Annotated in this window: 12 protein-coding genes; 6 read left to right on the top strand and 6 right to left on the bottom strand. The window is 61.4% G+C overall.

The genetic code is table 11. The features are described 5' to 3' along the window. The first annotated feature begins 97 nt into the window (after positions 1 to 97). Positions 98 to 1333, top strand: coding sequence for a sterol desaturase family protein (locus C6Y56_RS27720; protein ID WP_169432409.1), 1236 nt, complete (start codon positions 98 to 100; stop codon positions 1331 to 1333). Here C6Y56_RS27720 and C6Y56_RS27715 read toward each other — a convergent pair. Continuing rightward, entirely contained in the window at positions 1314 to 1961 is a 648-nt protein-coding gene (locus C6Y56_RS27715) for a DedA family protein (RefSeq protein WP_169432408.1), read from the bottom strand. The two genes, C6Y56_RS27720 and C6Y56_RS27715, sit on opposite strands and share 20 nt — an antisense overlap. Positions 1962 to 2169: 208 nt before the next feature. Between C6Y56_RS27715 and hemB the strand changes: the two genes are divergently transcribed. Both hemB and ppk1 read left to right on the top strand, forming a co-directional pair. After that, the gene (gene hemB / locus C6Y56_RS27710; RefSeq protein WP_007951836.1) at positions 2170 to 3183 is read left to right on the top strand and encodes a porphobilinogen synthase; all 1014 of its coding nucleotides are present in this window, start codon (positions 2170 to 2172) and stop codon (positions 3181 to 3183) included. Positions 3184 to 3201: 18 nt separating this feature from the next. Beyond that, positions 3202 to 5427, top strand: coding sequence for a polyphosphate kinase 1 (gene ppk1 / locus C6Y56_RS27705; protein ID WP_169432407.1), 2226 nt, complete (start codon positions 3202 to 3204; stop codon positions 5425 to 5427). A gap of 67 nt (positions 5428 to 5494) precedes the next feature. Here ppk1 and ppx read toward each other — a convergent pair whose 3' ends face one another. The 5 genes from ppx to C6Y56_RS27680 form a co-directional block, all read right to left on the bottom strand. Further along, positions 5495 to 6997, bottom strand: coding sequence for an exopolyphosphatase (gene ppx, locus C6Y56_RS27700; RefSeq protein ID WP_169432406.1), 1503 nt, complete (start codon positions 6995 to 6997; stop codon positions 5495 to 5497). Between the two features lie 104 nt (positions 6998 to 7101). Beyond that, on the bottom strand, positions 7102 to 7839 hold the full coding sequence (locus tag C6Y56_RS27695; protein WP_169432405.1) for an amino acid ABC transporter ATP-binding protein: 738 nt from the start codon (positions 7837 to 7839) through the stop codon (positions 7102 to 7104). Further along, entirely contained in the window at positions 7826 to 8476 is a 651-nt protein-coding gene (locus C6Y56_RS27690) for an amino acid ABC transporter permease (protein WP_169432404.1), read from the bottom strand. The genes C6Y56_RS27695 and C6Y56_RS27690 overlap by 14 nt, the downstream gene beginning before the upstream one ends. Further along, positions 8473 to 9153, bottom strand: coding sequence for an amino acid ABC transporter permease (locus tag C6Y56_RS27685; protein ID WP_039765327.1), 681 nt, complete (start codon positions 9151 to 9153; stop codon positions 8473 to 8475). The genes C6Y56_RS27690 and C6Y56_RS27685 overlap by 4 nt, the downstream gene beginning before the upstream one ends. Positions 9154 to 9174: 21 nt before the next feature. After that, the gene (locus C6Y56_RS27680) at positions 9175 to 9960 is read right to left on the bottom strand and encodes a transporter substrate-binding domain-containing protein (RefSeq protein ID WP_169432403.1); all 786 of its coding nucleotides are present in this window, start codon (positions 9958 to 9960) and stop codon (positions 9175 to 9177) included. A 256-nt stretch (positions 9961 to 10216) separates the two neighbouring features. Between C6Y56_RS27680 and C6Y56_RS27675 the strand changes: the two genes are divergently transcribed. The 3 genes from C6Y56_RS27675 to rho all read left to right on the top strand — a co-directional run bounded on the left by C6Y56_RS27675 (position 10217) and on the right by rho (position 12883). Continuing rightward, complete coding sequence (locus tag C6Y56_RS27675) at positions 10217 to 10924, top strand: FadR/GntR family transcriptional regulator (protein ID WP_169432402.1); 708 nt, start codon at positions 10217 to 10219, stop codon at positions 10922 to 10924. A gap of 120 nt (positions 10925 to 11044) precedes the next feature. After that, on the top strand, positions 11045 to 11374 hold the full coding sequence (gene trxA / locus C6Y56_RS27670) for a thioredoxin TrxA (protein WP_003206727.1): 330 nt from the start codon (positions 11045 to 11047) through the stop codon (positions 11372 to 11374). Positions 11375 to 11623: 249 nt separating this feature from the next. After that, positions 11624 to 12883 carry a transcription termination factor Rho gene (gene rho, locus C6Y56_RS27665; protein WP_007951825.1) on the top strand — a complete coding sequence of 420 codons (1260 nt, stop codon included), beginning with the start codon at positions 11624 to 11626 and terminating at the stop codon, positions 12881 to 12883. Positions 12884 to 13043 lie beyond the last annotated feature (160 nt).

Genomic DNA, 13043 nt, shown 5'->3' with positions numbered 1-13043 from the left:
TGGCGCTAAATGTCCACTAATTTGTCGTTCGTTGCCATAGGGTCTAGCCGCGGCTACACCTAGGATCTGTGCACACGGATCTCGATCGGGGCGCGTCATGAACTTCATTCTGTATGCGGTGCCGTTTTTCTTCGTATTGATCGCGGCCGAGCTGATCGCCGACCGTTGGCGCGGGGTGAGCAACTATCGCCTGGCCGATGCGGTGAACAGCATCAGCACCGGGGTGCTGTCGACCACCACCGGCCTGCTGACCAAGAGCGTGGGGCTGGTGACCTACGGCTTTGCCCTGGAGCATCTGGCGCTGCTCAGGCTGCCGGCGGACAGTGTCTGGGTGTGGTTCTTCGCCTTTGTTCTCTACGATTTCTGCTACTACTGGCTGCACCGCATGGGGCACGAACGGAACATCCTCTGGGCGGCGCATTCGGTGCATCACCAGAGCGAGGACTACAACCTTTCCACTGCCTTGCGCCAGACCAGCACCGGGTTTCTGCTCGGCTGGATCTTTTACCTGCCGATGGCCGTGCTCGGGGTGCCGCTGCTGGTGTTCGTCAGCGTTGCGGCGCTGAATCTGCTGTATCAATTCTGGGTTCATACCCGGCACATTCCCAAGCTCGGGTGGTTCGAATGGTGCTTCGTCACGCCGTCCAATCATCGGGCTCACCATGCACAGAACGCTCTCTACATGGATCGCAACTACGGCGGGGTGTTCATTATTTGGGACCGTCTGTTTGGCTCGTTCCAGGAAGAGGACGACGATGAACCGGTGATTTTCGGCGTGACCACACCGCTGGCGAGCTGGAATCCGTTGTGGGCCAACCTGCAGTTCTACGCGCAGCTGTGGGACGACGCGCGGCGTGCCGGGCGCAAGTGGGACAAGTGGCGGATCTGGTTCATGCGCACGGGATGGCGGCCGGCGGATGTGGCGGAGAAATACCCGATGAGCAAGCCGGACCTGAGCCGGTTCCGCAAATTCGAAGTGCCGCTGGGCGCCCGACAGCAGGGGTATGTGGCGCTGCAATTCAGTGTGTACGTGGCGCTGGGCAGTTATCTGATGAGTCTGGAACACCGTCTGCCCACCAGTGCATTGGTGCTGGGCTGGGGCGCGGTGGCGTTCGGTTTGTTTGTGTTGGGCGTGGCCCTGGAGAATCGCCCGTGGGCGCTGAAACTGGAGCTGCTGCGGTTGGCGGCGAACCTGCCGCTGGTGTGGCTGGCGCCGCAGGTCGGGCTATGGCCGGCCGGCCCGCCGATGTGGGTCGGCCTGTTCGGTTACAGCCTGCTCAGCGGCATCGGGCTGTATTGCTGCCACCGGCGCTTTACTCGGCTGGCGTCTTAGGCTCGGCGGCCTCGGCCTGTTCGGCTTTGTGCCGTTCGGCCTTGGCCAACTGCTCGTCCTCATAGACTTTCTTGGCCAGCCGGGCATTCTTGAACCGGCGGCGCAGCCACAGGCCCAGGCCGAGCACCAGCAGCGCGCCCAGTACCCACAATTCATACTTCTTGATGCTGCCGAGCATGCCTTCGAGCACGGCGCCGAAATGGTAGGCGGCAGCGGCCAGGGCGGTGGCCCAGATCGCGGCGCCGATACCGTTGAGCAGCAGATAGCGTCCCGGCGGATAGCCCGACAGGCCGATCGCCACCGGCATCACCGTGCGCAGGCCGTACACGAAGCGGAAACTCAAGACCCAGATGTCCGGGTGCTTGCGGATGTGTTCCAGCGCGCGGTCGCCCATCATCTGCCAGCGCGGCTTGCGCGCCAGCAACTTGCGTCCGTGTTTGCGGCCCAGGAAGTACCACAGCTGATCGCCGGCATAGCTGCCGAAGAACGCCACGACCACCACCAGTTTGATGTCCATGTATTCACGGAACGCGAGGAAGCCCGCGAGCACCAGGATGGTTTCGCCTTCGAAAAACGTCCCGAGAAACAGGGCAAAATAGCCGAAGTCATGCAGAAATTGTTGGAGCATTGTCTGGGTGCTGGCGAAATGAACGCGCAGCCTAACCCTTCGGACACATTCAGGAAAGTGTCGAAATGTGTCTCGACGTTAACATTTCCTACAACGACAATGGATTGCGGCTACGTGTCACAGGGGTGCACATAACTGTAATACGACCGTCATAATGGCCGCTTATAACTGTCACGCTCGCCCGTTTGCGCGGGCTCAGGAGTCTGCCGTGAGCTTTACCCCAGCCAACCGCCTGTTCCCCGCCACCCGCCTGCGTCGCAATCGTCGTGATGATTTTTCCCGGCGGCTGGTGCGTGAGAATGTCCTGACGGTCGATGACCTGATCCTGCCGGTGTTCGTGCTCGACGGTGAAAATCGCCGCGAAGCCGTGGCCTCGATGCCGGGCGTCGAGCGCCTGACCATCGACCTGCTGCTTGAAGAAGCCGCCAAATGGGTCGAATTGGGGATTCCGGCACTGGCGCTGTTCCCGGTCACGCCACCTGAACTCAAATCCCTCGATGCCGCCGAAGCCTGGAATCCCGAAGGTATCGCCCAGCGCGCCACCCGCGCCCTGCGTGACCGATTCCCGGAGCTGGGCGTGATCACTGATGTCGCCCTCGACCCGTTCACCACTCACGGTCAGGACGGCATTCTTGACGAAGAAGGCTACGTGCAGAACGACATCACCGTCGATGCACTGGTCAAACAGGCGTTGTCCCATGCTGCCGCTGGCGCCCAGGTGGTTGCCCCGTCGGACATGATGGACGGCCGCATCCAGGCGATCCGCGAAGCGCTGGAGCTGGCCGGTCACGTCAACGTGCGGATCATGGCCTACTCGGCCAAGTACGCCAGTGCCTATTACGGCCCGTTCCGTGACGCCGTGGGTTCGGCCGCGAACCTGGGCAAGGCGAACAAGGCCTCCTACCAGATGGACCCGGCCAACAGCGACGAAGCGCTGCACGAAGTGGGCGCGGACTTGTCTGAAGGCGCGGACATGGTCATGGTCAAACCCGGCATGCCGTACCTGGACATTTTGTTCCGGGTAAAAGATGCCTTCAAAGTGCCGACCTTCGTCTATCAGGTCAGCGGCGAATACGCCATGCATATGGCGGCGATCCAGAATGGCTGGTTGAGCGAAGGCGTGATCCTCGAATCCCTGACCGCCTTTAAACGTGCCGGCGCTGATGGCATCCTCACTTACTTTGCTGTCCGCGCCGCTCAATTGTTACGAGAGCAGAAATAGCCCTCCCAGGAACATTCGATGAATACCGAAGGACTCACTGAAGTTGCCGTAAAAGAAGCTCAACCCGTGGTCGAGCAGATTACCGAAACCCCGCCGGAACTGGAGCCTGCGCCACCCGCGCCGGCAACTGAACCCGTCGCGGCGGCACCGGTGATCGCGATTCCCGGCCTGGATGACAGCAGCCTGTACATCCACCGTGAATTGTCGCAACTGCAGTTCAACATCCGCGTGCTGGAGCAGGCGCTGGACGAGTCCTACCCGTTGCTGGAGCGGCTGAAGTTTCTGCTGATCTTCTCCAGCAACCTCGACGAATTCTTTGAAATCCGCGTCGCCGGCCTCAAGAAGCAGATCACCTTCGCCCGTGAACAGGCCGGCGCCGATGGTCTGCAACCGCATCAGGCCCTGGCCCGCATCAGCGAGCTGGTGCACGGTCATGTAGACCGCCAGTACGCGATCCTCAACGACATTCTGCTGCCAGAGCTGGAAAAGCATCAGGTGCGCTTCATCCGTCGCCGCCACTGGACGACCAAGATCAAAACCTGGGTGCGCCGCTACTTCCGCGACGAGATCGCGCCGATCATCACCCCGATCGGCCTCGACCCGACGCACCCGTTCCCGTTGCTGGTGAACAAGAGCCTGAACTTTATCGTCGAGCTCGAAGGCATCGACGCCTTCGGTCGCGATTCCGGTCTGGCGATCATTCCGGCACCCCGTCTGCTGCCACGGATCATCAAGGTGCCGGAAGAAGTCGGCGGACCTGGCGACAACTATGTGTTCCTGTCGTCGATGATCCACGCCCACGCCGATGACCTGTTCCAGGGCATGAAGGTAAAAGGCTGCTACCAGTTCCGCCTGACCCGAAACGCCGACCTGGCGCTCGATTCCGAAGACGTCGAAGACCTGGCCCGCGCCCTGCGTGGCGAACTGTTCTCCCGTCGTTACGGTGACGCCGTACGCCTGGAAGTCGCCGACACTTGCCCGAAACACCTGTCGGACTACCTGCTCAAGCAGTTCAACCTGAGCGAGACCGAGCTTTATCAGGTCAACGGCCCGGTCAACCTGACCCGTCTGTTCAGCATCACTGGTCTGGACAGCCATCCGGAGCTGCAATACACGCCGTTCACCCCGCAGATCCCGAAACTGCTGCAGAACAGCGAGAACATTTTCAGCGTGATCAGCAAGCAGGACATCCTGCTGCTGCACCCGTTCGAGTCCTTCACCCCGGTGGTCGACCTGCTGCGCCAGGCCGCGAAAGACCCACACGTTCTGGCCGTGCGCCAGACGCTGTACCGCTCCGGCGCCAACTCGGAAATCGTCGATGCGCTGGTGGACGCCGCGCGTAACGGCAAGGAAGTGACGGCGGTCATCGAGCTGCGTGCGCGCTTCGACGAAGAGTCCAACCTGCAACTGGCCAGCCGTCTGCAGGCGGCGGGTGCGGTGGTGATCTACGGCGTGGTCGGCTTCAAGACCCACGCCAAGATGATGCTGATCCTGCGCCGCGAAGCCGGCGAGATCGTGCGTTACGCGCACCTCGGCACCGGTAACTACCACGCCGGCAACGCCCGCCTGTACACCGACTACAGCCTGCTGACCTCCGACGATGCCTTGTGCGAAGACGTCGGCAAACTGTTCAGCCAGTTGATCGGGATGGGCAAAACGCTGCGCATGAAAAAACTGCTGCATGCGCCGTTCACCCTCAAGAAGGGCATGCTCGACATGATCACCCGCGAGACGCAGTTCGCGCTCGACGGCAAGCCGGCGCACATCATCGCCAAGTTCAACTCGCTGACCGATCCGAAGATCATCCGCGCGCTGTACAAGGCCAGCCAGTCCGGCGTGCGCATCGATCTGGTGGTGCGCGGCATGTGCTGCCTGCGTCCGGGTATCGCCGGGGTTTCGCACAACATTCACGTGCGCTCGATCATCGGCCGCTTCCTTGAACACACCCGGGTGTTCTACTTCCTCAACGGCGGCGAAGAGCAGATGTTCCTGTCCAGTGCCGACTGGATGGAGCGCAACCTCGACAAGCGCGTCGAGACTTGCTTCCCGGTGGAAGGCAAGAAGCTGCTGACCCGGGTCAAGAAAGAGCTGGAGCTGTACCTGACCGACAACACCCACAGCTGGAGCCTGCAATCGGACGGCCGCTACATCCGCAACACGCCGACCGGCAACCAGAACCCGCGCAGTGCCCAGGCGACTCTGCTGGAGCGATTGGGCAGCCCGATTCTGCCGGTGAGCAGCTGACCGCAGGTTTCAAGGCCATAAAAAAGGCGATCCATCCGGGATCGCCTTTTTTGTGTCTGCCCGTTACTCAGTGCACGGTCAGAACAATCCCCACCCGCGTCAGCCACTCCGCCTCAAGCGCGAAATCCGCCTGGGTCAGCTGGTTTTCATCCAGCCAGTTTTCCGGGAATTCCACGTCGAGGTTGTTGCCGTTGGCGTGCAGCGCCACTTGCGGCATTGCCTGGGTGCCACGGATATGGTGGAACAGGATGGCGAAACGCAGCAGTACGCACAGGCGGATCAGCTTGTCGCCCTCGTCGCCGAACTCGGCGAACTTGTCCTTGGGGATGTTGCGGCGGTGGCCGCGCACCAGCAGGGCGAGCATTTGCTGGTCTTCGCGGGAGAACCCGGCGAGGTCCGAGTGTTCGATCAGGTAGGCGCCGTGCTTGTGGTAGTGGTAGTGAGCGATGTCGAGCCCGACTTCGTGCACTTTCGCCGCCCAGCCCAGCAGTTCGCGCCAGATGCCGTCTTCCAGTTCCCAGTCCACGGCCACTTGATCGAACGCGTGCAGGGCTTTGCGCTCGACCCGTGCAGCCTGTTCGAGGTCGACGTGGTAGCGCTCCATCAGCGAGGTCAGGGTGCGTTCGCGCACGTCTTCGTGATGATGGCGGCCGAGCAGGTCGTAGAGCACGCCTTCACGCAGCGCGCCTTCGCAGTGGTCCATGCGTTGCAGTTCGAGGGCGTCGAAGATTGCTTCGAGAATCGCCAGGCCCGCCGGGAAGATCGCCCGGCGATCCGGCTTGATGCCTTCGAAATCGATCTTGTCGACATCGCCGAGCTTGAACAGGCGACGCTTGAGCCACGCCAGACCTTCGGCGTTCACTTCGCCGGTACCGTGACCGCCGGCCTTCAGCGCCAGGCCGATGGCGCGGATGGTGCCCGAGGAGCCGATGGCTTCATCCCAGGTCAGACGGTGCAGGGCGTGTTCGATGCTCATGATTTCCAGCCGCGCCGCCGTGTACGCCTGGGCGTAGCGGGCCGGGGTGATCTTGCCGTCCTTGAAATAGCGCTGGGTGAAACTCACGCAGCCCATTTGCAGGCTTTCGCGCAGCAACGGCTCGAAACGCTGGCCGATGATGAATTCGGTACTGCCGCCGCCGATGTCGGCGACCAGGCGTTTGCCCGGGGTGTCGGCGAGGGTGTGGGACACGCCGAGGTAGATCAGACGCGCCTCTTCACGGCCGGAAATGACTTCCACCGGGTGGCCGAGGATTTCTTCGGCGCGGTGGATGAACTCCAGGCGGTTACGGGCTTCGCGCAGGGCATTGGTGCCGACGATCCGCACGGCGCCCAGCGGCATGCCGTTGATCAGTTGAGCAAAACGCTTGAGGCAGTCGAGCCCGCGCTGCATGGATTCTTCGTTGAGATGGCGCTCATCGTCGATGCCGGCGGCCAGCTGCACCTTCTCCCCGAGACGTTCGAGAATACGGATTTCGCCGTTCTGGGCCTTGGCCACGACCATGTGGAAGCTGTTGGAGCCCAGGTCGATCGCGGCGATCAGGGACAGATTCTTGGCTTGGGATTGCGGCATGGTCTGGGGGTCTCGGTCGATAACCCCGACATCGTGCCACGATCAAACGCTGCCGCCAACGCGCATGGCTCAAACCCTTGATTTAGCGCACTGACGGCCAGCTTTCAGCCTGCGGCTTCCACGGTTCCGATGAAATTCGCCAGCTCCGGCGTCTGCGGATCGGCAAACAGCACTTTCGGGTCCCCGACCTCGTGCACCTTGCCCTGGTGCATGAACACCAGCTTGTCCCCGACCTCCCGGGCGAAGCGCATTTCGTGGGTGACCATGATCAGCGTCATGCCTTCCTTCGCGAGCTGGCGGACCACGCCGAGCACTTCATTGACCAGTTCCGGATCCAGCGCCGAAGTGATCTCGTCACACAGCAGCACCTTGGGTGACATCGCCAGCGCCCGGGCAATCGCCACGCGCTGTTGCTGGCCACCCGAGAGACGATCCGGGAAGGCATCGAATTTCTCGCCCAGGCCGACGCGCTCCAGCATCTGCCGCGCCAGCTCTTGCGCTTTGGCCTTGGGTACTTTCTGTACCACTTGCGGCGCGAGCATCACGTTTTCGCCCACCGTCAGGTGCGGGAACAGGTTGAACTGCTGGAACACCATCCCGACTTTCTGCCGCAGGCTGCGCAAATCGGCGCGGGCGGCGTCGAGGTATTCGCCGTCGACTTCGATCACGCCATCGTTGATCGATTCCAGACCGTTGAGGGTGCGCAGCAGGGTGGATTTGCCCGAGCCGCTGCGGCCGATGATCGCCACGACCTGGCCTTCCTCGACGCTCAGGTCGATGCCTTTGAGCACGTGGTGATCGCCGTAATATTTATGCAGGGCGGAAATTCTAAGCAGAGGCATGCAGTCTCCTTTCCAGGTAGCGCGCACTGAGGGACAGGGGGTAGCAGAGCAGGAAGTAGCCCAGGGCGACGAGGCCGTAGACCATGAACGGTTCGAAGGTGGCGTTGGCGAGCATGCCGCCGGTCTTGGTCAGTTCGGTGAAGCCGATGATCGAGGTCACAGCGGTGCCTTTGACCACTTGCACCGAGAAACCCACGGTCGGTGCTACGGCAATGCGCAGCGCCTGCGGGAGGATCACGTAGCGCAGTTGCTCCAGCGGATTCAGCGCCAGGCTCGACGACGCCTCCCACTGACCATGGGGAATCGCCTCGACGCAGCCGCGCCAGATCTCCGCCAGATAAGCGCTGGTGAACAGCGTCAGGGCAATCGCCGCTGCCATCCACGGCGAAATTTCCACCCCGGCCAGCGCCACGCCGAAGAACACCAGAAACAGCTGCATCAACAGCGGTGTGCCCTGGAACAGTTCGATCCAGGTGCGGGCGATGCTGCTGGGCAGCGGGTTTTTCGAGATGCGCATGATCAGGATCAGCAACCCGACGATCCCGCCGCCGATGAACGCCACCAGCGACAGCGCCAGCGTCCATTGCAGGCCGGTGAGCAGGTTGCGCAGGATGTCCCAGAGCGTGAAGTCGCTCATTGGCTGCTCCTTGCGCTGCTTTTCGACAGGTAGCGCCGGCCGAGCCAGTTCAGCAACTGACGGATCAGCAGCGCCATGCACAGATAAATGAGGGTGGTCAGGGCGTAGGTTTCAAAAGCGCGGAAGTTGCGCGACTGAATGAAGTTGGCGGCGAAGCTCAACTCTTCGGTGGCGATCTGCGAACACACCGCCGAACCGAGCATCACGATGATGATCTGGCTGCTCAGCGCCGGCCAGACCTTGCCCAGCGCCGGCAGCAGCACCACATGGCGGAACGCTTCGAAGCGACTCATCGCCAAGGCCGCCGCTGCTTCCAGCTGCCCGCGCGGAATCGCCTGGATGCCGGCGCGGATGATCTCGGTCGAGTACGCACCAAGGTTGATCACCATCGCCAGCACCGCCGCCTGCCACTCGGAAATCTGCACGCCGAGGGACGGCAGGCCGAAAAAGATGAAGAACAGTTGCACCAGGAACGGCGTGTTGCGGATCAACTCCACATACACGCCGAAGATCGCCGAGAACGGGCGGATGTTCCACGCCCGCACCAGCGCCCCGACGATGCCCACGCCAACCCCGAACAGCGCGCCGATGGCCGTCAGCTCAAGGGTGAACAACGCCCCGCGCAGCAGCAGGTCGGTGTTTTCCACCACCGGCAAGAAATCGAACTGATAGGCCATGAAAGTCTCCCGCGGCGCCGGTCAGAGGTCGGCCGGCAGCGGCTCTTTGAGCCAGGTCTGCGCGTTCTTTTCCAGCGCGCCGTCAGCCTTGGCGGTGGTCAGGATCTCGTTGACCTTGGCCAGCAGCGCCGGCTCGTTTTTGTTCACGCCGACGTAAACCGGCGAATCCTTGAGCTTCACTTTCAGCGCGGGCACGCGTTTCGGGCTCTTTTCACTGATCGCGACCATCACCACGTTGCCGCTGGCGATCAGGTCAACTTGCCCTGCGAGGTAGGCGGCGATGGTCGAGTTGTTGTCCTCGAAGCGCTTGATGGTCACGCCTTCGGGGGCAACCTTGGTCAGCTCGATGTCCTCGATCGCGCCACGGGTGACGCTGATGGTCTTGCCCTTGAGATCGTCCAGGGTGCTGACGGCTGCATCCGGCGGGCCGAACACGGCGAGGTAGAACGGCGCGTAGGCGCGGGAGAAATCGATGACCTTTTCGCGCTCGGGGTTCTTGCCGAGGCTGGAAATCACCAGGTCGACCTTGCCGGTGGTCAGGAACGGGATGCGGTTGGTGCTGTTGACCGGGGTCAGTTCGAGTTTGACCTTGAGCTGGTCGGCCAGCAGTTTCGCGGTGTCGATATCCAGGCCGCGCGGCTTCATGTCCGGGCCGACCGAACCGAAGGGCGGGAAGTCCTGAGGCACGGCGACTTTCAAGGTGCCGCGTTTGACCACGTCGTCCAGTCCGTCGGCATGGGCGGGGGCCTGGCTCAGCATCAGACCGGCAAACAGGGCGGCGAGGAGGGCGCTGTAACGCTTCGTCATGGACAATCTCCGGATCGGCGGGAAGTGAATTCTGCGATCAGACAGAGCACGGGCCGTGCCAAGACTGGGCTTCGGCTGTGCAAAGCCACGGGTTTAGCGGGTTTGTTCGGTCTTACTGGTCTGAACAGTCAGGTTGGATTTCGCACTGCGATAGCGCATCGGCGTGCACCGCCGAACCCCGCTGGGGCACGACTTGCCTGATGCCTCGAATAGCATTACAACTGGCCGCACCTTGGCCTGGTCCGTCTGGAAAACCATGAACTCGATCTCTCGCGCCGTACCCGAAGTGGCGCTGCAAGCGATCCGCAAATTGATTACCGAGCAGGGCTTCCGCCCCGGCGATGCGCTGCCTTCGCAACGGGATCTGGCGGTTCAGCTGGGCGTCAGTCGCGCGTCGTTGCGTGAGGCGTTGTCGTCCTTGAGCGCGCTGGGGGTGGTCAGCATCCAGCCGGGCAAGGGCGTTTTCGTGCAGGCGCCGGTCGAGTTGCCGCGCGGTGAGGGTGCACCGGCCTGGCCGTTTGCAGCCCAGGCTTCGCCGCTGGAAATCTTTCAGTTGCGCTATGCGCTGGAAGGGTTTGCGGCCGGTCTGGCGGCGGTGACGCTGAGCACGTTTGATCTGGACGAACTGGAAGACAACGTCGCCGCCATGCGCGAGCAGCTGCGTGCCGGCGACTTCGAGGCAGCGGCGAGACTGGATTTCGAATTCCACCGGCGGATTCTGCTGGCCAGCGGCAATCAGGCGATGCTGAGCATCCTCACCGCCAGCGCCGACATCTTTCTGGAAAGCCAGAAATTACCGTTCATCCGCGCCGAGCGGGCCATGGAAACCTGGCAGGAACACCGCAAGATCCTCCGCGCCCTGGCCCGCCGGGCCTCCGCCGCCGCGCAGAAAGCCATGCAGGAGCATGTGCGCAACGCAGCCCTGCGCACCGGAATCGCCTTCATCGCCCCCGCCGGTGCGTGACTTGAGCTATACCCAAACTCATCGAGTGCCATAGCAAGACTCAATCATCTGCGGCTTCCTGAACAAGGGAAGGGCGGCTATGATGGGCCACGTTTTTTTGCTTACAACCTGGAGAATTCCATGAGCAGCGATCTGATCAAACACGTTAGCGACGCTAGCTTCGAAGCCGACGTACTCAAGGCCGAAGGCGCTGTCCTGGTCGACTACTGGGCTGAATGGTGCGGCCCTTGCAAAATGATCGCTCCGGTTCTGGACGAGATTGCAGAGACTTACAAAGGCAAGCTGACCGTTGCCAAGCTGAACATCGACGAAAACCAGGAAACCCCTGCCAAGCACGGCGTACGGGGTATTCCTACCCTGATGCTGTTCAAGAACGGCAACGTGGAAGCGACCAAGGTCGGCGCCCTGTCGAAGTCGCAACTGGCTGCTTTCCTCGACGCCAACATCTAAGCGTCGCGGTAAAGATTGTCCTCAAAAAGCCCCGCAAATTGCGGGGCTTTTTGCGTATTCAGGGCTAGACGCTCCGAAACTCAGGTGGTACATTCGGCCCCGCACTGGTTTCTCCACTGCCCCCTGCTAGCCGTCGCCGACGCACTCCTTTTCGAACAAGTACGCGATCCTGTCGCCTTCTCCGCGGCGCGGCCTCATTAAGCCAAAAGCTTAATTTCCCCCCTCCATAAATGATTACGTCATTCCTATATGAATCTGACTGAACTCAAGCAAAAGCCGATTACCGAACTGCTCGAATTGGCCGAACAGATGGGCATAGAAAATATGGCCCGTTCGCGCAAGCAGGACGTGATTTTCTCCCTGCTGAAAAAGCACGCTAAAAGCGGTGAGGAAATCTCCGGTGATGGCGTGCTGGAGATTCTCCAGGACGGCTTCGGCTTCCTGCGCTCCGCTGACGCTTCCTACCTCGCCGGTCCTGACGACATTTACGTCTCGCCGAGCCAGATCCGCCGTTTCAACTTGCGCACCGGTGACACCATCGTTGGCAAGATCCGCCCTCCGAAGGAAGGCGAGCGGTATTTCGCCCTGCTCAAGGTCGACACGATCAACTTCGATCGTCCGGAAAACGCGAAGAACAAGATTCTCTTCGAGAACCTGACCCCGCTGTTCCCGAACGTGCGCATGAAGATGGAAGCCGGCAACGGTTCCACCGAAGACCTGACCGGTCGAGTCATCGACCTGTGCGCCCCGATCGGCAAAGGCCAGCGTGGTCTGATCGTTGCACCGCCGAAAGCCGGTAAAACGATCATGCTGCAGAACATCGCAGCGAACATCGCCCGTAACAACCCTGAAGTTCACCTGATCGTGCTGTTGATCGACGAACGTCCGGAAGAAGTGACCGAAATGCAGCGCACCGTGCGCGGCGAAGTGGTTGCCTCGACCTTCGACGAGCCGCCGACCCGTCACGTGCAGGTTGCTGAAATGGTGATCGAGAAGGCCAAGCGCCTGGTCGAGCACAAGAAGGACGTGGTGATCCTGCTTGACTCCATCACCCGTCTGGCCCGTGCCTACAACACCGTGATCCCGAGCTCTGGCAAGGTGCTGACCGGTGGTGTCGATGCCCATGCCCTGGAGAAGCCGAAGCGTTTCTTCGGTGCCGCGCGTAACATCGAAGAAGGCGGCTCGCTGACCATCATCGCCACCGCGCTGGTTGAAACCGGTTCGAAGATGGATGAAGTGATCTACGAAGAGTTCAAGGGCACCGGCAACATGGAGCTGCCACTGGACCGTCGCATCGCCGAAAAGCGTGTGTTCCCGGCCATCAACATCAACAAGTCCGGTACTCGTCGCGAAGAGTTGCTGACCGCCGACGACGAACTGCAGCGTATGTGGATCCTGCGCAAGCTGCTGCACCCGATGGACGAAGTGGCGGCCATCGAGTTCCTGGTCGACAAGCTGAAAACGACCAAGACCAACGACGAATTCTTCCTGTCGATGAAGCGCAAGTAACATCGTCGGTCGAGTCCAGAAATGGCGTCCCTGAGGGGGCGCCATTTTTTTGCCTGTTTTTTGTCCGGACGATGGGAGGTTTGCGATCTGGTAAGGTCAGTGAGTTGGCAAAACAACACGCAGCGACTGAGGCTGTACAAAAAACAACCAAATGATTGGC

This window comes from Pseudomonas fluorescens (genome assembly GCF_012974785.1).
Classification (GTDB): domain Bacteria; phylum Pseudomonadota; class Gammaproteobacteria; order Pseudomonadales; family Pseudomonadaceae; genus Aquipseudomonas; species Aquipseudomonas fluorescens_BT.
The sequence above is the reverse complement of the archived record's forward strand: the minus strand, read 5'-3'. Positions and strand labels throughout refer to the sequence as shown.